Raw genomic sequence first — 18,443 nt, 5'->3', positions numbered from 1 at the left:
CAAGGGAATTACGTGGTTTTACGCAATTGAAGCCCGGCGCAGGGGATGCTTTGGTAGCAAGGGACAAGAAGGGGCGGTGCAGATGAATATCGGTGTCTGGCTGGAACGCGCGGCGGCAAGAGGGCCGGGGCGCTCGGCGATTTTCCTCGGGGCTGAGCAGGTTTTCGACTATGCCGGCTTTGACGCCGCAGCGCGCGCCGTGGCCGGCGGGCTTGTGGCGCGGGGCGTACGGCCCGGTGATCGCGTGGCGATTTTCATGACCAACAGCCCGGCCTATCTTTTGGCGCTTTATGGGGCGTGGTACGCGGGGGCCGCCGTTGTGCCGATAAACGCCAAGCTTCACAGCGCCGAGGCGGGATGGATCATCCGGGATGCAGGCGCAGGGATCGTTCTGGCGACGGGCAAATTGGCGCAAGGTCTGGGCGACATCGGTGCCACCATCATTGATATGGCTGAGGGCGATGCATTGACCGGCGCGCCGGTTGCCGCCATCACCGCCCGCGCGCCGGGTGATCTGGCCTGGCTGTTTTACACCTCTGGCACCACCGGGCGGCCAAAGGGGGGTGATGATCACGCACCGGATGCTTGTGACGATGTCGCTGGCCTATCTGGCCGATGTGGATGCGGTCAGTCCCGACGATGCCACGCTTTACGCAGCCCCGATGAGCCATGGCGCAGGGCTTTATGCGATGGTGCATGTGCTGCGCGGGGCGCGCCACGTCTGTCCGGTCTCGGGCGGTTTTGACGAGGCCGAGATTTTTGAACTCGCCCGCCTTCATGGCCGGGCGCATATGTTCGCCGCGCCGACAATGGTGAAACGCCTGACGGCGCATGCGCGCGCAGGCGGCGCGCGTTGCGAGGGGCTGCGCAGCGTGATTTACGCAGGCGGGCCGATGTATCTTGCCGATATCATCGAGGCGGTCGATCACTTTGGCGATATATTCATCCAGATTTACGGCCAGGGCGAATGCCCGATGGCGATCACCGCCTTGCCACGCAGTGATGTCAGCGATCGGAGCCACACCCGCTGGCGCGCGCGCCTTGGCTCGGTCGGGCGCGCGCAATCGGTGGTCGAGCTGCGGATCGGTGATGGCGAGGGGCAAGAGGTTGCGCGCGGGCAGGCGGGTGAGATCATGGTGCGCGGCGACCCTGTCATGCCCGGCTATTGGCAAAACCCCGAGGCGAGCGACAAGGCCTTTAGGGAAGGGTGGCTTTTGACCGGCGATGTTGGGGTGATGGATAACGAGGGGTATGTCACGCTTCAGGATCGATCAAAGGATATGATCATCTCGGGTGGCAGCAACATCTATCCGCGCGAGGTGGAAGAGGTGCTTTTGACCCATCCGTCGGTTTCCGAAGTCTCGGTCGTCGGGCGCGCCGATGCGGAGTGGGGTGAGGTTGTTGTGGCCTTCGTGGTGCCTCGTGCGGGGGCGCTAATTGATGAGGCAGCGCTCGATGCGCATTGCCTTGAGCAGATCGCTCGGTTCAAGCGACCCAAGCTTTATATTAGGGTAAATGACCTGCCCAAGAACAATTACGGCAAGGTTTTGAAAACAGAGTTGCGCGCGCGTCTGAACGGCTAAGATTTTTGAAGAAAAATCTTGGCCATTTTCTTTGCAAGAAAATGGGGTGTCTTGCGTCTCAGGGTCAAACGCCTTAAATGCGCCCCACGCGGTCGCAGCCTACCCGCTCAAAACAAGGGTTAGTTATGGATACCATCGTCATCTGCTCGGGCGGGCTCGATTCCGTGTCGCTCGCGCATAAAGTTGCTGCTGAACATACGCTTAAGGGGCTTTTGTCCTTTGACTATGGTCAGCGCCATTCCAAAGAACTTGGCTTTGCCGCCGCCTGCGCGACGCGCTTGGGCGTGCCTCATAGCGTCGTCGACATCCGCGCGATTGGCGCGGCCCTTGGTGGTTCGGCCCTCACCGATGATATCGCCGTGCCCGACGGGCATTACGCCGAAGAGACGATGAAGGCCACGATTGTGCCCAACCGCAATGCGATCATGCTGAGCATCGGCTTTGGCATGGCGGCGGCGCAAAAGGTCGATGCGGTGGCGACGGCGGTGCATGGCGGCGATCATTTCATCTATCCCGATTGCCGCCCCGGCTTTATCGATGCGTTTCAGGCGATGCAGGATCGCGCGCTTGAGGGCTATGCCGATATCCGCCTTTATACGCCCTATGTGACCGGATCAAAGGCCGATATCGTTACCGATGGCGCGGCGCATGGCACGCCGTTCGGCGAGACGTGGTCATGCTACAAGGGCGGTGCAAACCATTGCGGGCGCTGCGGCACCTGCGTCGAGCGGCGCGAGGCGTTTCATCTGGCCGGGGTGATCGACCCGACGCTTTATGACGATCCGGATTTCTGGTTGACGGCTCTGGCCGAGAGGGGCGCGTGATGTATCGGATCAGCAAGGAATTCCACTTTTCGGCCTCGCATCAACTCAAGGGGCTGCCCGAAGATCACCAATGTGCACGCCTGCACGGGCACAATTACATCGTCGTGATCGAGCTGGCGTCAACCGAGCTTAACGCGCATGGCTTTGTGCGCGACTACCTCGATCTGGCGCCGCTCAAGTGCTATATCGATGACACGCTCGATCATCGGCATCTGAACGATATCCTTGGCGATGATTGTGTCACGGCAGAGCGGATGGCCAAGCATTTCTATAACTGGGCGCATGCCCGCTGGCCCGAGGTTTCGGCCGCAAAGGTAAGCGAGACGCCAAAGACCTGGGCGGAATATCGTCCGTGAGCAGCGATAACATCATTCGCGTTTCCGAGATTTTCGGCCCCACTATTCAAGGCGAGGGCGCGCTGATCGGTGTACCTACCGTTTTCGTCCGCACTGGCGGCTGTGATTATCGGTGCAGCTGGTGTGACAGCCTGCACGCGGTCGAACCCGAGTATCGCGACACCTGGAAACCGATGACGTCCGAGGCGGTGATGGCCGAGATCAAGGCGCTGTCCGGTAGCGCGCCGTTGATGGTCTCGCTTTCGGGCGGGAATCCGGCGATTCAGCCGCTTGGCGCGCTGATCGAAATGGGGCAGGGCAAGGGGTATCGTTTTGCTCTTGAAACCCAAGGCTCGGTTGTGCGGCGCTGGTTCAGCGATCTGGATATGCTGGTGCTCAGCCCCAAACCGCCCTCAAGCGGGATGGTTGTGGATTGGGATATCTTCGCAGATTGCGTCGCGGCCGCAAAAGGCGCGCAGAGCGTTCTCAAGATCGTGGTGTTTGACGAGGTTGATTACCAATGGGCGCGCGACGTCGCGGGTCGTTATCCCGATCTGGCAGTCTATCTTCAACCGGGCAACCACACGCCACCGCCGCCAGATGACGATGCGGCCATGGTTGATCAGATAGGCATTGATGCGCGGATGCGTTGGCTTGTGGATCGGGTGATTGAGGACCGGTGGTTCACGGCAAAGGTGCTGCCGCAGCTGCACGTGATGCTTTGGGGCAATAAACGCGGCGTTTGACAGGAGAGATCAGGATGAGCGACGAAACAATCTATAGCAGTCTCAAACAGTTGGGCGGCGCAACCATTGTGCCGCAAAGCCCGGAAGAGGCGGTGCTTGAACGGGTGAAGAACCCGCAAGGCGATGTGGCCTATAACGTGCGCTTCACCGCGCCCGAGTTTACCTCGTTGTGCCCGATGACCGGGCAGCCGGATTTTGCCCATCTGATGATTGATTACGTGCCGGGCGAGTGGCTGGTGGAAAGCAAATCGCTCAAGCTCTTCCTGGGCAGCTTTCGCAATCATGGCGCCTTTCACGAGGATTGCACCATCAGCATCGCGCGACGTCTGGTGGATTTCCTCGATCCGCAATGGTTGCGGATCGGCGGCTATTGGTATCCGCGCGGCGGCATCCCGATTGATGTGTTCTATCAGACCGGCCCGATGCCCGAAGGCGTCTGGATTCCCGATCAGGGCGTGCCGCCTTATCGCGGGCGCGGCTAGGGCGTTGTCGCTCCGTTTCTTCTTGCCTTAAATATCCCCGCCGGAGGCATCCGACACTTGCCACGACGCAAGGCTTTGCCTTGGGCGAACTCGTCCGGCCCTTGCGTGCCAGTCTCGTAGGCAAGGCGGCAAGCCGCAGCATGACTTAGCAAGGCCGCGTGCGGTAGGTGCCATCGCCAACCGCATAGGCGCATTGATTGGTCGCGGTGTTGCGCGCCACCAGCGTACCGGCCGCAGCCCCGGCCAAGGCGGATACGATTGTCCAGCTCGGGTTCGCGTCAAAGGCCGTGGCCAGCAAAAGCCCACCTGCCGCGCCAATCAAACCGCCGGTCACCTCGCGGTTGCTTGGCGGCGTGTCACAGGCGCTCAGCGCCAGGGTGGCGGTGCAGGCCAGGGTCAGGATGTAATGCTGCATGATCGTTCTCCGAATGAAAGCGCGGCAAGGGCCTCCGTGCCGCCTGCCTTAATCATGGCACAGGCGCGGAGCATCTCGATTGATACGGATCAAGCCGAACCGCCAGTCACGCCCCGTGTTCAGACGATCACCACGGGCGGCTTGCGCCGCGCGCCCGACAGGGCGTTTCCGGCAATCGCCGCCAGCAAGACCGTGCCACCGATCAGCGTGTTGACGCTCGCGGTTTCCCCCAGAACCAGCCAGACCCAGACCGGCCCCAGAACCACCTCGGCCAGCGACAACAGGGTAAGTTCTGCGGCCGACACCGTCTTTGATCCGATGGTATAGAGGATAAGACCTGCCCCGACCTGAAACACCCCCATGCCAAGCGCAATGCCGGTATCGGGCAGGGAGATCACCAGCGGCAGCCCGAGCCAGAGACAGATGCCCCCCATGATCGCAATCGCGAACAGCCCCGAGATGAACACCGAGGGCATCATCTCGGTATTCTTGCCCCAGCGAAGTGTGATGGTGAACACCGCGAAGCCAAGCGCCGAGCCAAGCGCCGCCAGATTGCCGCGCAGCGCCGCGCCCGAGGATTTGTCCCAGACCATGATGGCGATGCCGCCACTTGCCACGGCGATGGCGACCCATGTTTGCGGGCGCACCATCTCGCGCAGGATCACCCGGCCAAGCACCGCCGCCAAGAGCGGGGCACTGGCAAAAAGCATCATGGCATTGGCGACAGAGGTGCTTTGTACCGCGTAAATCCCGCCGGTATAGGCCGCCACAAGCGACAGCCCGCCAATCACACCGCCCCAGCCCGAGGCGCGCGCAAGCGCAAGCGGGTCGCGCCCGGTGCGCAGGCGGATCACCACGTAAAGCAGCGCGCTCATGCTGAGCGAGCGATAAAGCAGGATCTGCCAGACAAGGGCGTCGTCTATAAGGCGGATGCCAAGCCCCACGGTGGACCACAACACGCCCGCGAAAAACACCAGAAGATAGCCGCGCAAATCGCGCTCGGATGCCGGGGCTTGGGGGGCTGTTACCAGTGTCATCGGACGTCCTTGTTCTGTGTCAGGACGCGATGCGGGCCAGCTTTGGTTTCCGGGCGTGGGGATCGGTCCTTTGCGGGACAGGCTGGCGGGTTCATGACCGATAGTCTTGTCTGTTTGCGACCGGGCAAAGGAAAACCCCCGCAGGGCCAGGGCCTTGCGGGGGAATGCGCCAAACAGGGCGGCGGTGGTCTATTCGGCGTCGCGCAGGCCCGGATCTGCATCCACGACCGATGCGGCCAGAGGCGTGGCATCGACCGGTTTGGTCGCTTCAGGTAACGGCGGGGCTGTTTCCCTGGCGACCTCTTCGGGCGTCTCTATCGGCGGGGTCTCATCCTTGATCAGGGCCGCGAAGAGGTGGCGTGGCTCTGCGGTCGCGGCCTGGCGGCGGGCGCGGTCCTCGGGCGTCGAGCCGCGCAGGGGGCCGTTATCCAGCGCGGTTGCGCGGGTTGTGGTGTCGGGCGGGTGAACGGAGAAAACCGCCCCCGGCGTTATGGCGTTCGAGGCCGAGACTGGCTCGGTCGTGCGCGGCCCTGCCGTTGTGGACTGTGTCGGTTCCGTCCTGCCTGGCGGTGTTGGGGCCAATGGCAGGATTGGCGATGAAATTGCGGTGAACATGAGTTGCCTCGTCTAAGTTCGCCCCCGCCTTCGATCTTAACGCTAAGTTCATGAAATCCTATCTGATTTCGATCCAGTTGGTTAATAAAACCATAAGAAAATCCCTGCCCGGTGGTAAACCGGACAGGGACCAGATAAACGGCATCGCCGGGTTTCGATCAGCCCCGGTTCATCCGGTTTTCGATCAGATCGTCAACAACGGCGGGTTCGGCCAGTGTCGAGGTATCGCCCAAGGCGCCAAAATCATCCTCGGCGATCTTGCGCAGGATACGGCGCATGATCTTGCCCGAGCGGGTTTTCGGCAGGCCCGGCGCCCATTGGATCAGGTCGGGCTTGGCAATCGGGCCAATCTCGGTGCGGACCCATTTTTCAAGCTCTTTGCGAAGCTCCTCGGTCGGCTCGACGCCGTTCATCAGGGTGACATAGGCATAGATGCCCTGACCCTTGATGTCATGCGGGTACCCAACCACGGCGGCCTCGGCGACCTGTGCATGGGCCACAAGCGCGCTTTCGACTTCGGCGGTTCCCATCCGGTGGCCGGAAACGTTGATCACGTCATCAACCCGGCCAGTGATCCAGTAATAGCCATCGGCGTCGCGCCGACAGCCGTCACCGGTGAAGTAATAGCCTTTGTAATCCGAGAAATAGGTCTTCTCGAAGCGCTCGTGATCGCCGTAGACCGTGCGCATCTGGCCCGGCCAGCTGTCCTTGATGCAAAGCACGCCTTCGGCCTCGGTGTCGTGGATTTCAACGCCCGATGTCGGGTCAAGAATGACCGGCTGCACCCCGAAGAAGGGCGTGGTGCAAGAGCCGGGCTTGGTCGCGGTGGCGCCGGGCAGGGGGGTCATCAGGTGACCGCCGGTTTCGGTCTGCCACCAGGTATCGACGATCGGGCAATTGCCCTTGCCGACGACCTCGTTGTACCAATTCCAGGCCTCGGGATTGATCGGCTCGCCGACGGTGCCAAGCACCTTGAGATCGGAAAGGTCGCATTTTTCCACAAAGGAATTGCCCTGACCCATCAGCGCCCGCAGGGCGGTGGGGGCGGTGTAGAACTGGTTGACCTTGTGCTTTTCGCAAACCTGCCAGAACCGGCTTGCGTCCGGGTAGGTCGGCACGCCCTCAAACATCACGGTGGTGGCGCCATTGGCCAGCGGGCCATAGACGATATAGCTGTGGCCAGTGACCCAGCCGACATCGGCGGTGCACCAGTAGATATCGCCCTCGTGGTAATCAAACACCAGTTCCTGGGTCATCGAGGCATAGACAAGATACCCGCCAGAGGTATGCACGACGCCCTTGGGCTGACCGGTCGAGCCAGAGGTGTAGAGGATAAAGAGCGGGTCTTCGGCCCCCATTTCCTCGGGCGCGCATTCGGTCGAGGCAGCCGCCATCAGGGCGGTGCAATCGTAATCGCGCTCGGTCCAGGTGGTCTGACCGCCAGTGCGTTTGACCACAAGGTTCTTGACCCGGTCATCGCAATGCAAAAGCGCGGCGTCGGTGTTGGATTTCAGTGCCGTCTTGCGCCCGCCGCGCGGGGCCTCGTCGGCGGTGATCACGACCTTGGCGTCCGAGCCGTTGATGCGCGCGCCAAGGGCGTCGGGGCTAAAGCCGGCAAAGACGATGGAATGGATCGCGCCGATCCGCGCACAGGCCAGCATGGCATAGGCGGCCTCGGGGATCATCGGCAGGTAAATCACAACCCGGTCGCCGCGTGTCACGCCCAGATCCTTGAGGACATTGGCCATCCGGCAGGTGTTGTCGTGCAGCTCTTGATAGGTAATGTGCAGCGCCTCTTCATCGGGGCTGTCGGGCTCCCAGATGATGGCGGTCTGATTGGCGCGGGTGGCGAGGTGGCGGTCGATGCAATTGGCCGCGACGTTCAGGGTGCCGTCGGAATACCAGTTGATCGAAACCTTGCCGAGTTCAAAGCTGACATCCTTGACCTTCGTGAAGGGCTTGATCCAGTCGATGCGCTTGCCGTGCTCGCCCCAGAACGCCGCCGGGTCGTTGATCGAAGCGTCATACATTTCGGTGTATTTCGCAGCGTCGATATGGGCGTTGGCCGCGAAGTCGGCAGAAGGGGGATAGGTGGTATCGGACATGTCGGACCTTTTCGTTGGGGGCGATGACGAACGGATGCCCGCCCCCAACGAAAAGCGATATGGGGCGCGGGCGATCCGGGTCAGATCGCGAGATATTCAGAGCGCAGTTCTTCGTTTTCAAGAACCTCGGCGGCCGTGCCGTCAAACACAATGCTGCCCGTGTCGAGAATGACAGCCCTGTCGGCAAGTTCAAGGGCGCGCACCGCGTTTTGTTCGACGATCACTGTGGTGATGCCCTGTTCCTTGATGATGCGCAGGGTTTTCTCGATCTCGTCGACGATCACCGGCGCAAGCCCTTCATAGGGCTCATCCAGCAACAGAACCTTGAGATCACGCGCAAGCGCGCGGGCCACGGCGAGCATCTGTTGTTCGCCGCCCGAGAGGGTCACGCCCTCTTGCTTGCGACGTTCCGCCAGACGCGGGAAGAGGTCGTAAAGCCGCTCAAGAGACCAGCCGATCGGCGGGGCGATCTGCGCCAGTTGTAGGTTTTCCTCGACCGTGAGGCCGGGGATGATGCAGCGATCTTCCGGCACAAGGCCGATACCGACCGAAGCGGCCTGATGGCTCGACATGGTGTGAAGTGGCTGGTGATCGAGCCAGATTTCGCCCTTTGTCACCTGCGGGCTATCCATCCGCGCGATCGAGCGCAGGGTGGTGGTTTTGCCGGCCCCGTTGCGGCCCAACAGCGCCAGAATTTCACCCTCGTGGACGTTGAAGGTGATGTTCTGGACGATATAGCTCTCGCCGTAATAGCTTTCCATGTTCCATACGGACAGGAAGGCGGGAGCGGTTTCGGCGTGGTTATGGCCCTTGGAAAAGTCGGGTTTGACGTTCATGGTCCCTGTCTCCTTCAGGCGTGTTCGCCAAGATACGCTTCGCGCACCTTGGGATGGCCCTTGATGTTTTCGGGCGTGTCTTCGACCAGCGGTGTGCCCTGCGCCAGAACGGTGATCCGCTCGGCCAGGCTGAATACCACATGCATATCGTGTTCGATGATCGCGATGGTGATGTCGCGTTCGTCCTTGATCTGTTTAAGCAGGTCGATGGTGTTGTTGGTGTCGGCCCGCGCCATGCCGGCCGTTGGCTCGTCGAGCAACAACAGCTTGGGGCTCTGCGCCAGACACATGCCGATTTCCAGACGCCGCTTGTTGCCGCGCGACATCGAGGCCGAGTGATCATGGCGCGCATCGGCCATGTTCAGGCTTTCCAGCATATGCTCGGCCTGCTCGACGATCTCTTTTTCGTTGTCGGCGTTTTCAAACGCATGCATCCGGAACACGCCGTCACGTTTGGCGAAAATCGGGATCATCATGTTTTCCAGCACGGTCAGATCACCAAAGATTTCCGGTGTCTGGAACACGCGGGAAATGCCCATCTGATTGATCTCGAAGGGTTTGCGCCCCAGAACCGACTGGCCATTGAACATGACGCTGCCGGTGTCGGGGATAAGCTTGCCGATGAGAACGTTCAGCAGGGTGGATTTGCCCGCGCCGTTCGGTCCGATGATCGCATGCACGGAGTTTTCCGCGACGCTCAGGTTCACATCCCCAAGCGCCTGGAGCCCGCCGAAGCGCTTGTTGACGTTTTTGACTTCAAGAATACCCATAACTCCGTCTCCTTATTCGGCGGGGGTGGATTGGGTCGATTTGTCGGCGTCGTCCCCGGATTTCTTGCGGCGGAACAGGGCCGCGATGCGCTGTCCCCCTTCGACAAGACCACCGGGCAGGAAGATCACCACAAGCATGAACATCAGGCCAAGCGTCAGGCCCCAGCCTTTGCCCACGAAAGGATGCACCAGCGTGACCATAAGATCCTCAAGCCCGTCGGGCATGAAGCCGAACCAGGTGTGCAACACGCCATCGTTGATCTTTGAGAAGATGTTCTCGAAGTACTTGATGAAGCCCGCGCCCAGAACCGGGCCGATCAACGTGCCGGCACCGCCAAGGATGGTCATCAGAACCACCTCGCCAGAGGCCGTCCACTGCATGCGCTCGGCGCCTGCAAGCGGGTCCATCGAGGCCAGAAGGCCACCGGCAAGACCGGCATACATGCCCGAGATCACGAAGGCCGCCAAAGTATAGGGGCGTGCGTTCAGGCCGGTATAGGTCATCCGGGTGTTGTTGGATTTGATCGCCCGAAGCATCATCCCGAACGGCGAGCGGAAGATGCGGATCGCCAGATAAAAGCTGATCAGCATCAGGATCGCACAGAGGTAATAGCCGTTGTTGAACTGGAACGCCCAAGGGCCAACGACCATTTCATAGGTGTCGCGCATGTCCAGACCGAAGAGGTTGGTCACCGGAATGCCACCGCTTTCGGTGCGGCTTACGCCAAGGATGCGCGGATCGTCGAGCGTCAGCTGCAAGCCGGTTTCGCCATTGGTGATCGGTGTCAGAACCGAATAGGCGAGGTTAAAGCTCATCTGGGCAAAGGCCAGCGTCAGGATCGAGAAGTAGATCCCCGAGCGACGCAGGCTGACATAGCCGATCACGACGGAAAACAGGCCCGCCACGATCACGCTCAGCACGATGGCCGGAAGCACGTTCATGCTCAGCAGCTTGAACATCCAAACCGCCGAATAGCTGCCGACACCCAGAAAGGCGGCATGACCGAACGAGAGATAGCCGGTCAGGCCAAACAGGATGTTGAAGCCGATGGCGAAGATGCCGAAGATCACGAAACGCTGCATCAGGTCGGGATAGCCCGCATTGAACTGTGCCAGCGAACTATCGGACGGGAACGGGTTCAGGATGAAAGGTGCGCAGAGCGCAAGAAACGTGACGACCAACAGGAGAGACAGGTCTTTTTTGTTCAGTCCAAGCATGGATTAGTCCTCCATCACGCCCTTGCGACCCATCAGGCCACGCGGACGTGTGAGCAGAATGATAATAGCCACCAGGTAGATGATAATCTGGTCGATACCGGGAAGGATCGACTTGATCTCATTCATCGAGGCAAAGCTTTCGAGAATGCCAAGCAAGAAGCCGGCAAGCACCGCGCCCGGAAGCGAGCCCATGCCGCCGACAACCACCACCACAAAGCTCAGCACCAGGAAATCCATCCCCATGTGATAATTGGGCGAATTGATCGGCGCATACATGACCCCGGCGAGGCCGGCCACCGCCGCGGCGATGCCGAACATGATGGTAAAGCGCTTGTCGATATTGATGCCCAGAAGGCCCACGGTCTCGCGATCCGCCATGCCTGCGCGCACGACCATCCCGAAGGTGGTGAACTGCAAAAAGGCAAAGACGGCGCCGATGATGACGGCGGCAAAGGCGAAATACACAAGGCGCCAGTAGGGATAGATGATTGCGTTGGCCTCAAAGCCAAGCATCACCCCGAAATCAAAGCTGCCCTTGAACACGTCCGGCGCGCCGGTGGGGATCGGGTTGGCGCCGTAGAAATACTTGATGATTTCCTGAAGCACGATGGCCAGACCAAAGGTCACAAGAATCTGGTCGGCATGCGGGCGCTTGTAGAAATGCTTGATCAGGCCACGCTCCATGATGAAACCGATCGCGATCATGATCGGGATCGAGAACAGGATCGCAAGCGGCACGGCCCAGTCGATAATCGACGCCCCTAACTCTGGTCCGAACCACGTCTCGACATAAGTGGTCTTGACCTTCATCGGATTGCCAAGGAAGTCGGTCCTGGTCGGGTCGATTGTCTCGAAGCTGATGTTCAGGATGCGCTGCAGCGTGACCGCGCAGAAGGCGCCGATCATGAAAAGCGCGCCATGCGCAAAGTTCACAACGCCGAGCGTGCCGAAAATCAGTGTCAGGCCAAGCGCGATAAGCGCATAAGCCGAGCCCTTGTCGAGCCCGTTTAGAATTTGGAGAATGATTGCGTCCATTGTTCCCACCCATGGGTTAAAGGCGATGGTGGTCTGTCCGAGTCTTTGCGGTCAGAATCGGTCGCGCGCGGTGTGCGCGCGACCGAAATGATCTGACGGATCAGGCGCCGGGGTTACACTTGCCCAGTTCACCACCCGCGAACATCGGGTGATCGGCAGGGTAGGTCACCTGTGCCGCCGGTGTCACTTCGACAACTTCGAGAAGATCGAATTCGCTGGTCGGGTTTTCTTTCCCGCGCACAACCAGAACGTCTTTGAAGCACTGGTGATCGTCTGCGCGATAAAGTGTCTTGCCGTTGCCCAGACCGTCGAACTCAAAGCCTTCAAGGGCTTCGACAACGGCGCAGGGGTTGAAGCTACCGGCGCGCATGACGGCATCTGCATAAAGTAGGGTCTGGCAATACGTGGTATGCGCGGCCTGGCTCGGCGGGAAGCCGTATTTTTCACCGAAGGATTTGACGAACGCTTTCGAGGCGTCATCCTGCAGCGACCAGTGCCAGTTGGTCGAACCGTGAATACCTTTCACGTTTTCACCGGCACCACGGGCCATCAGGCGCGAGTAGAGCGGAACAACGATTTCGAAGTTCTTGCCGTTCACGGTCTTTTCGCGCAGGCCGAACTGAACCGCGTTGGTCAGCGAGTTCACCATGTTTCCGCCGTAGTGGTTCAGAACCAGAACGTCGGCGCCCGAGTTCAGAACCGGTGCGATATAGGACGAGAAGTCTGTCGCGGCGAGCGGTGTGCGCACCTTTTCGACGGTTTCCCAGCCCATGGCCTCGGTTGCGGCCGCGATCGATTCTTCCTGTGTCCAGCCCCAAGTGTAGTCTGCGGTCAGGTGATAGGCCTTGCGGTCCGAACCGTAAAGCTTCTGAAGAACCGGCGCCAGAGCAGCGGCGGACATGTAGGCGTTGAAGAAGTGACGGAAACCGTTGGCCTTCTTGTCCTTGCCGGTGGTGTCGTTCGAGTGGGTCAGACCCGCCATGAAGATCACGCCGGCCTCTTGGCACAGACCCTGAACAGCAACAGCCACACCCGAGGACGAGCCGCCGGTGATCATGATTGCGCCGTCTTTTTCGATCATCGACTTGGCCGATGCGCGGGCTGCGTCCGATTTGGTCTGGGTGTCGCCGGTGACGAATTCGACCTTCTTGCCCAGGATGCCGCCGCCTTGCAGGGCTTTGGAGCTGAAGGTGTTCATCATGCCGCCGTCGCCGCCACCGTTCAGGTGCTCGACAGCAAGCTGATAGGCGCGCAGTTCGTCGGCGCCCTCATCGGCGTAGGGGCCGGACTGGGGAACGTTGAAGCCGAGGGTCACGGTGCCGCCGGTCGGTTCGTTGGTGAAAGCCGAGGCGCTGGACGCCGTAAAGATCGTCGGCAGGGCAAGGCCGGCACCAGCAATGGCGCTGGTTTTCATCAGGCCCCGACGAGTCAGGTTCGAGTTGGACATAGATTCCTCCCATTGATAATTCTCGGGAAGGGCCTCCTCTTGCGCCTCCCCAAATTGCACAGCTGTGCTGCTTTAGTATGAGGCGTTGTAAGAAAATTACGCAACAACTGCTTTTGGTAGAATAATTAATTTGTAAATTAATAGACATTACCGATTGGAATGTTGTAAATAAAATTTCAAGTGCGGCATGAAGTCGCTAGAAACGCAGGGAAATTTCGATGCCGGAGCGGCTTATGATCGGGACCCGGATCAGGGAACGGCGGGTACTCGGCGGTATACGTCAATCCGATCTGGCGCGTCAGGCGGGCATATCGCCCTCCTACCTCAATCTGATTGAGCACAACAAACGCAGAATCGGCGGCAAAACCCTGCTCAAGCTGGCCGAAGTTCTCAATGTCGAGCCTGCGCTTTTGTCCGAGGGCGCCGAGGCGACCTTGATTGCGGGGCTGCGCGAGGCCGCCGGCGAGCAGGACGATATCGGCGCCGAAGTCAGCCGGATCGAGGAATTCGCCGGGCGGTTTCCCGGCTGGGCGAAACTGCTGGCCGATCTCTATCGGCGCACCGAGTCGCTTGAGAGCACGATCGAGACCCTGACCGACCGGCTGGCGCATGACCCTTATCTTGCGGATTCGCTGCACGAGGTGATTTCGGCGGTGACGGCGATCCGCGCGACTTCGTCGATCCTGGTCGAGACCGAAGCACTGGAGCCTGAATGGCAAAACCGCTTTCACCGCAATATCAACGAAGACAGCAGCCGACTGACCGAGGGCGCGCAATCGCTGGTGCGCTATCTTGAGGGGGCGCCGAACACGGATGCCGAAATCAAGTCGCCACAGGATGAAATGCACGCCTTTCTGGCGGAGCGCGGGTTTCACGTGCCGGAGCTTGAGCGCGACATGGCCGGGCCACGCGACATCGCGCGCCTGATCGAGGGCGAGGGGGCGGAGTTGTCGAGCCCGGCGCAAAGCCTCGCGCGCGATGCGCTGTTGCGCTATCTGGCGGATGCCCGCAGCCTGCCGCTTGAGCCGCTGCTTGGCTGGATCAAAAGCGTCGGCCTGCATCCCGATCGTCTGGCACAGGCAAGCGGCGTTGATCTGGCGACCTTGTTCCGGCGGCTGGCGGCTTTGCCCGAAGACGCGGTCGGCCCGGTCGGGCTGGTGATCTGTGACGCCTCTGGCTCGCTGGTGTTTCGCAAACCGTTCGAGGGCTTTGCCATGCCGCGCATCGCGGGGGCCTGCACGCTCTGGCCGCTGTTTCAGGTTCTGGCACAGCCCCAGAGCCCGCTTCGGATGCGTCTCAAACAGGTCGGGCGCGGCACCGATACCGTCGAGGCGCTTGCCGTATCGGCCCCGGTGACCGCCCCGAGTTTTGCGCGCCCGGCCCTGATGCAGGCGCATATGCTTTTGCTGCCTGACCGGCCCGAGGCGGCCGACGCGCCGATGCGCGAAGTCGGGGTGAATTGTCGGATATGTTCGCTGGCCGATTGCCCGGCGCGGCGCGAACCGTCAATCATTTCAGACGGTTTTTGACAGTCCGGGTAAGTTTGGGGATAGTTGCGTGATGGTTCTGCCGTTATGACATCGGAGGGGAGGCCGATTGCATGGGAAAAAAGGTTCTGCTGATCGAGGATGAGCCGAATATTATCGAGGCGGTCAGCTTTATCCTGTCGCGCGACGGCTGGGAGGTTAAAACCCATTCCAATGGCCATGACGCGATGGAGGTTGTGCGCCTGCGCGCGCCCGACCTGATCATTCTGGATGCGATGCTGCCGGGCAAGAGCGGCTTTGACATCCTGACGGAAATCCGCAGCGACGCGGCGGTTGGTGAAACGCCGGTCCTGATGCTGACCGCGCGGGGCCAGAGCAAGGATCGCGAGATGGCCGAACGCGCCGGCGTCAGCCAATATATGACCAAGCCGTTTTCCAATGCCGATGTTCTGGCGGCGGTGCGCGCGCTAGTCACCCCATGAGCCCCGAGCGCGGCCCGGTCTTTCTGGCGCGGCGCACCTATCGGCGCCGCCGTCTGGCCGACGCGGCGCGGCTTTTGCCGATTGTCGGCACGGTTTTGATCTGTATCCCGCTGTTGTGGCAGGGCGAGGGCGCATCGGGCGCCACCCGAACCACCATGGCGATGTTCTATATCTTTGGCCTCTGGGTGATCCTGGCGGCGATTGCCGGGATCATCTCGCGCCATCTGCGCGCCGCTGAAAACAAGGAACCGCCGCGCGGGGCAGGGAGCTAGGCCATGGCGATCCTGAACGTGCTTGCCCTGGTCTGTCTGCTTTACGTGGTATTCCTGTTCACCGTTGCCTTTGCCGCGGATCGCGCGGCGCGCCATGGGCGGGGCAAGTGGTTGCGCTCGCCTTATGTCTACACGCTGTCGCTGTCGATCTATTGCACCGCCTGGACATTTTACGGCGCGGTTGGCTTTGCCGCGCGCTCTGGCCTTGAATATGTGACGATCTATCTCGGGCCGACGCTGGTGATGATCGGCTGGTGGTGGACCCTGCGCAAGATGGTGCGGGTCGGGCGCAGCCAGCGGATCACCTCGATCGCCGACCTGATTTCGTCGCGCTATGGCAAGTCGAACCTTTTGGCGGTCTTTGTCACCATTCTCGCGGTGATCGGTGTCACGCCTTATATAGCGCTCCAATTGCAGTCGGTGACCCTGTCGTTCGCGGCCTTTTCCGAAACCGAACAGGCCGGCGCCGCCCTGCCGGACATGCAATCGACCGCGCTTTGGGTGGCCATGGGTCTTACGCTGTTCACGATCCTCTTTGGCACCCGAAACCTTGATGCCAACGAACGCCATCACGGCGTGGTCATGGCCATCGCGGTCGAGGCGGTGGTCAAGCTCTGCGCGCTTCTGGCGGTGGGTGTTTTCGTGGTCTGGGGGCTGTCGGGCGGGGTGTCAGAGACACTTGCGCGCATCGACGCCTCAGAGATTGCCCGCTTCGAGGTGCCCGGAAGCCGCTGGATCGGGTTGACCATGCTGTCGGCGGCAGCGTTCTTGTGCCTGCCACGGATGTTTCAGGTGATGGTGGTCGAGAACGAGGACGAGGACCACCTGCGCACCGCCGCCTGGGCGTTTCCGGCCTATCTCATGCTGATGAGCCTGTTCGTGGTGCCAATTGCGGCGGTTGGTCTAGATGTCATGCCAATCGGCGCCAACCCGGACTTGTTCGTGCTGACGCTGCCGCTTATGGCGGGGCATGACGGGCTCGCGATCCTGTCGTTTCTGGGCGGGTTTTCTTCGGCGACCTCGATGGTCATCGTGGCGGCGATTGCCTTGTCGACGATGGTGTCAAACCACATGGTGATGCCGATCTGGCTTCATTTCACCGGCGGCTCGGCGGTGATTTCGGGCGATGTGCGCCAGGTCGCGCTGTTGGCGCGTCGGCTGAGCATCGCGGGCGTGGTGTTTTTGGGATACCTCTATTTCCGGGTGACTGGCGGCGGCGCGGCGCTTGCGGCCATCGGGTTGATTTCATTCGCGGGCGTGGCCCAGTTTCTGCCGGCCCTCATGGGCGGCTTGTTCTGGCGCGGGGCGACGCGCACCGGGGCCTTGGCCGGGCTTGGGGTTGGCTTTGTGCTCTGGCAATACTGCCTGTTCCTGCCAAGTTTTGGCCCCTCGATGATCATGCCGCAGACGGTTCTTGATCACGGGCTTTTCGGGCTGAGCTGGCTGCGCCCGCAGGCGCTTTTCGGGGCGCAGGACATGGACCCGCTGGTGCATGCGATCATGTGGTCGATGCTGTTGAACACCGGGGCCTTTGTCCTTGGCTCATTGCTGAGTTTCCCACAGCCGATCGAGCGGTTGCAGGGCGCGCAATTCGTCAACGTGTTTGATCATTCCTCGACCACTGGCGGCTGGTCGGGCGGCATGGCGCAGAGCGAAGACCTGTTGATCATGTCGCAACGGATCATGGGCGCCACCGAGGCGCAGGCGCTGTTTGCCACGGCCGCGCGCCGTCAGGGCCTGGCCGGCTATCTTCCCGAACCTTCGCCCGATTTCCTGCAAGAGCTTGAACGCGAGCTCTCTGGCTCGGTCGGGGCGGCCACGGCGCATGCGATGATTTCCCAGATCGTCGGCGGCGCGGCGGTTTCGGTCGAGGATCTGATGGCGGTGGCCGATGAAACCGCGCAGATCATGGAATATTCCAGCCAGCTCGAGGCGCAATCCCAGGAACTGGCCCGCACCGCGCGCCAATTGCGTCAGGCGAACGAGAAACTGACCCAGATTTCGGTACAAAAAGACGGCTTCCTGAGTCAGATCAGCCACGAGTTGCGCACGCCGATGACCTCGATCCGGGCGTTCTCGGAGATTTTGCGCGACACCTCTGATCTGACGGCGGAAGAGAAAAGCAAATATTCCTCGATCATCCATGACGAGGCGGTGCGCCTGACCCGGCTTTTGGACGATCTGCTTGATCTGAGCGTGCTGGAAAACGGCCAGGTGGTCCTGAATACTCAAACCGGGTTGCTGAGCGACCTTCTGGACCGCGCCGAACGCGCCGCCGGCGTGCAGGTCGGCACTCTCAAGGTCGAGCGGGAGCGCGCGGCCGAGGCTTTTGAGCTGACCACCGATCTTGACCGGCTGGCGCAGGTGTTCATCAACCTGATCGCCAATGCGCGCAAATATTGCGATGGCGATCCGCCGATTCTCAGCATCCGCACCCATGAGGTTGAGGGGCGTCTGGTGATTGATTTCACCGATAATGGATCTGGGATTCCGTCGGAGAAGCAGGCGGTGATTTTCGAGAAATTCTCGCGCATTGGCGAGACCAAGGCCGGGGGCGCCGGGCTTGGGCTGGCGATCTGTCGCGAGATCATGACCCGGCTTGACGGTTCCGTCAGTTACCTGCCGGGACAGAAAGGCGCGGCCTTTCGGGTCAGTTTGCCGCTGCAGCGCCGCATGGCCGCGCAATAAACCGCCAAATCTAAAGGAATTGGTAACCAAGCCCGCAGTAGTGTGACCGAGACAGCATAAGAGGCG

General features: G+C 60.9%; 17 protein-coding genes and 1 pseudogene. 9 read left to right on the top strand and 9 right to left on the bottom strand.

Annotation, left to right across the window (positions count from 1 at the left end; translation table 11 throughout):
• The first annotated feature begins 82 nt into the window (after positions 1–82).
• The 5 genes and pseudogenes from ROG8370_RS03075 (at position 83) to queF (ending at position 3,970) form a co-directional block, all read left to right on the top strand.
• A pseudogene (locus tag ROG8370_RS03075) lies at positions 83–1,583 on the top strand (class I adenylate-forming enzyme family protein).
• 125 nt (positions 1,584–1,708) lie between these two features.
• Entirely contained in the window at positions 1,709–2,407 is a 699-nt protein-coding gene (gene queC, locus ROG8370_RS03070) for a 7-cyano-7-deazaguanine synthase QueC (RefSeq protein ID WP_085825602.1), read from the top strand.
• On the top strand, positions 2,407–2,763 hold the full coding sequence (locus ROG8370_RS03065; RefSeq protein WP_085825601.1) for a 6-pyruvoyl trahydropterin synthase family protein: 357 nt from the start codon (positions 2,407–2,409) through the stop codon (positions 2,761–2,763). The genes queC and ROG8370_RS03065 overlap by 1 nt, the downstream gene beginning before the upstream one ends.
• Positions 2,760–3,488, top strand: coding sequence for a 7-carboxy-7-deazaguanine synthase QueE (gene queE, locus ROG8370_RS03060; protein ID WP_139838028.1), 729 nt, complete (start codon positions 2,760–2,762; stop codon positions 3,486–3,488). The genes ROG8370_RS03065 and queE overlap by 4 nt, the downstream gene beginning before the upstream one ends.
• Before the next feature lie 14 nt (positions 3,489–3,502).
• The gene (queF, locus tag ROG8370_RS03055; protein ID WP_085825599.1) at positions 3,503–3,970 is read left to right on the top strand and encodes a preQ(1) synthase; all 468 of its coding nucleotides are present in this window, start codon (positions 3,503–3,505) and stop codon (positions 3,968–3,970) included.
• Between the two features lie 145 nt (positions 3,971–4,115).
• Here queF and ROG8370_RS03050 read toward each other — a convergent pair whose 3' ends face one another.
• The 9 genes from ROG8370_RS03050 to ROG8370_RS03010 all read right to left on the bottom strand — a co-directional run bounded on the left by ROG8370_RS03050 (position 4,116) and on the right by ROG8370_RS03010 (position 13,448).
• Positions 4,116–4,385 (bottom strand): YMGG-like glycine zipper-containing protein, encoded by a 270-nt coding sequence (locus tag ROG8370_RS03050; protein WP_085825598.1) that lies wholly within the window; start codon positions 4,383–4,385, stop codon positions 4,116–4,118.
• A 119-nt stretch (positions 4,386–4,504) separates the two neighbouring features.
• Positions 4,505–5,422: a DMT family transporter gene (locus ROG8370_RS03045; RefSeq protein WP_085825597.1), complete on the bottom strand. Its 918-nt coding sequence runs from the start codon at positions 5,420–5,422 to the stop codon at positions 4,505–4,507.
• A gap of 189 nt (positions 5,423–5,611) precedes the next feature.
• Entirely contained in the window at positions 5,612–6,037 is a 426-nt protein-coding gene (locus ROG8370_RS03040) for a hypothetical protein (RefSeq protein ID WP_139838027.1), read from the bottom strand.
• 158 nt (positions 6,038–6,195) lie between these two features.
• Complete coding sequence (gene acs / locus ROG8370_RS03035) at positions 6,196–8,142, bottom strand: acetate--CoA ligase (RefSeq protein WP_085825595.1); 1,947 nt, start codon at positions 8,140–8,142, stop codon at positions 6,196–6,198.
• Between the two features lie 80 nt (positions 8,143–8,222).
• Positions 8,223–8,978, bottom strand: a complete 756-nt coding sequence (locus ROG8370_RS03030; RefSeq protein WP_085825594.1) for an ABC transporter ATP-binding protein — start codon at positions 8,976–8,978, stop codon at positions 8,223–8,225.
• A gap of 14 nt (positions 8,979–8,992) precedes the next feature.
• A complete protein-coding gene (locus ROG8370_RS03025; RefSeq protein ID WP_085825593.1) occupies positions 8,993–9,748 on the bottom strand; it encodes an ABC transporter ATP-binding protein in 756 nt (251 codons plus the stop codon).
• Positions 9,749–9,760: 12 nt separating this feature from the next.
• Complete coding sequence (locus ROG8370_RS03020; protein WP_085825592.1) at positions 9,761–10,966, bottom strand: branched-chain amino acid ABC transporter permease; 1,206 nt, start codon at positions 10,964–10,966, stop codon at positions 9,761–9,763.
• A 3-nt stretch (positions 10,967–10,969) separates the two neighbouring features.
• Positions 10,970–12,001 (bottom strand): branched-chain amino acid ABC transporter permease, encoded by a 1,032-nt coding sequence (locus ROG8370_RS03015; protein WP_085825591.1) that lies wholly within the window; start codon positions 11,999–12,001, stop codon positions 10,970–10,972.
• A 100-nt stretch (positions 12,002–12,101) separates the two neighbouring features.
• The gene (locus tag ROG8370_RS03010) at positions 12,102–13,448 is read right to left on the bottom strand and encodes a substrate-binding protein (RefSeq protein WP_085825631.1); all 1,347 of its coding nucleotides are present in this window, start codon (positions 13,446–13,448) and stop codon (positions 12,102–12,104) included.
• Positions 13,449–13,666: 218 nt separating this feature from the next.
• Here ROG8370_RS03010 and ROG8370_RS03005 point away from each other — a divergent pair, with 218 nt between their 5' ends.
• The 4 genes from ROG8370_RS03005 to ROG8370_RS02990 all read left to right on the top strand — a co-directional run bounded on the left by ROG8370_RS03005 (position 13,667) and on the right by ROG8370_RS02990 (position 18,377).
• Positions 13,667–14,977 carry a helix-turn-helix domain-containing protein gene (locus tag ROG8370_RS03005; protein ID WP_085825590.1) on the top strand — a complete coding sequence of 437 codons (1,311 nt, stop codon included), beginning with the start codon at positions 13,667–13,669 and terminating at the stop codon, positions 14,975–14,977.
• 71 nt (positions 14,978–15,048) lie between these two features.
• Complete coding sequence (locus ROG8370_RS03000) at positions 15,049–15,417, top strand: response regulator transcription factor (protein ID WP_085825589.1); 369 nt, start codon at positions 15,049–15,051, stop codon at positions 15,415–15,417.
• The gene (locus ROG8370_RS02995; RefSeq protein WP_085825588.1) at positions 15,414–15,689 is read left to right on the top strand and encodes a hypothetical protein; all 276 of its coding nucleotides are present in this window, start codon (positions 15,414–15,416) and stop codon (positions 15,687–15,689) included. Before ROG8370_RS03000 ends, ROG8370_RS02995 begins: the two co-directional genes overlap by 4 nt.
• 3 nt (positions 15,690–15,692) lie before the next feature.
• Positions 15,693–18,377, top strand: coding sequence for an ATP-binding protein (locus ROG8370_RS02990; RefSeq protein WP_085825587.1), 2,685 nt, complete (start codon positions 15,693–15,695; stop codon positions 18,375–18,377).
• Positions 18,378–18,443 lie beyond the last annotated feature (66 nt).

Source organism: Roseovarius gaetbuli, assembly GCF_900172365.1.
Classification (GTDB): Bacteria; Pseudomonadota; Alphaproteobacteria; order Rhodobacterales; family Rhodobacteraceae; genus Roseovarius; species Roseovarius gaetbuli.
The sequence above is the reverse complement of the archived record's forward strand: the minus strand, read 5'-3'. Positions and strand labels throughout refer to the sequence as shown.

Bases quoted from the DNA above. Each gene is read 5' to 3' on its own strand.
- ROG8370_RS03000 (WP_085825589.1), top strand. From the start codon at position 15,049: ATGGGAAAAAAGGTTCTGCTGATCGAGGATGAGCCGAATATTATCGAG.
- ROG8370_RS02995 (WP_085825588.1), top strand. From the start codon at position 15,414: ATGAGCCCCGAGCGCGGCCCGGTCTTTCTGGCGCGGCGCACCTATCGG.
- ROG8370_RS03030 (WP_085825594.1), bottom strand. From the start codon at position 8,978: ATGAACGTCAAACCCGACTTTTCCAAGGGCCATAACCACGCCGAAACC.
- ROG8370_RS03065 (WP_085825601.1), top strand. From the start codon at position 2,407: ATGTATCGGATCAGCAAGGAATTCCACTTTTCGGCCTCGCATCAACTC.
- ROG8370_RS03020 (WP_085825592.1), bottom strand. From the start codon at position 10,966: ATGCTTGGACTGAACAAAAAAGACCTGTCTCTCCTGTTGGTCGTCACG.
- ROG8370_RS03040 (WP_139838027.1), bottom strand. From the start codon at position 6,037: ATGTTCACCGCAATTTCATCGCCAATCCTGCCATTGGCCCCAACACCG.
- ROG8370_RS03050 (WP_085825598.1), bottom strand. From the start codon at position 4,385: ATGCAGCATTACATCCTGACCCTGGCCTGCACCGCCACCCTGGCGCTG.
- ROG8370_RS03025 (WP_085825593.1), bottom strand. From the start codon at position 9,748: ATGGGTATTCTTGAAGTCAAAAACGTCAACAAGCGCTTCGGCGGGCTC.
- ROG8370_RS03045 (WP_085825597.1), bottom strand. From the start codon at position 5,422: ATGACACTGGTAACAGCCCCCCAAGCCCCGGCATCCGAGCGCGATTTG.
- ROG8370_RS03010 (WP_085825631.1), bottom strand. From the start codon at position 13,448: ATGTCCAACTCGAACCTGACTCGTCGGGGCCTGATGAAAACCAGCGCC.
- acs (WP_085825595.1), bottom strand. From the start codon at position 8,142: ATGTCCGATACCACCTATCCCCCTTCTGCCGACTTCGCGGCCAACGCC.
- ROG8370_RS03005 (WP_085825590.1), top strand. From the start codon at position 13,667: ATGCCGGAGCGGCTTATGATCGGGACCCGGATCAGGGAACGGCGGGTA.
- ROG8370_RS03015 (WP_085825591.1), bottom strand. From the start codon at position 12,001: ATGGACGCAATCATTCTCCAAATTCTAAACGGGCTCGACAAGGGCTCG.
- queC (WP_085825602.1), top strand. From the start codon at position 1,709: ATGGATACCATCGTCATCTGCTCGGGCGGGCTCGATTCCGTGTCGCTC.
- queF (WP_085825599.1), top strand. From the start codon at position 3,503: ATGAGCGACGAAACAATCTATAGCAGTCTCAAACAGTTGGGCGGCGCA.
- ROG8370_RS02990 (WP_085825587.1), top strand. From the start codon at position 15,693: ATGGCGATCCTGAACGTGCTTGCCCTGGTCTGTCTGCTTTACGTGGTA.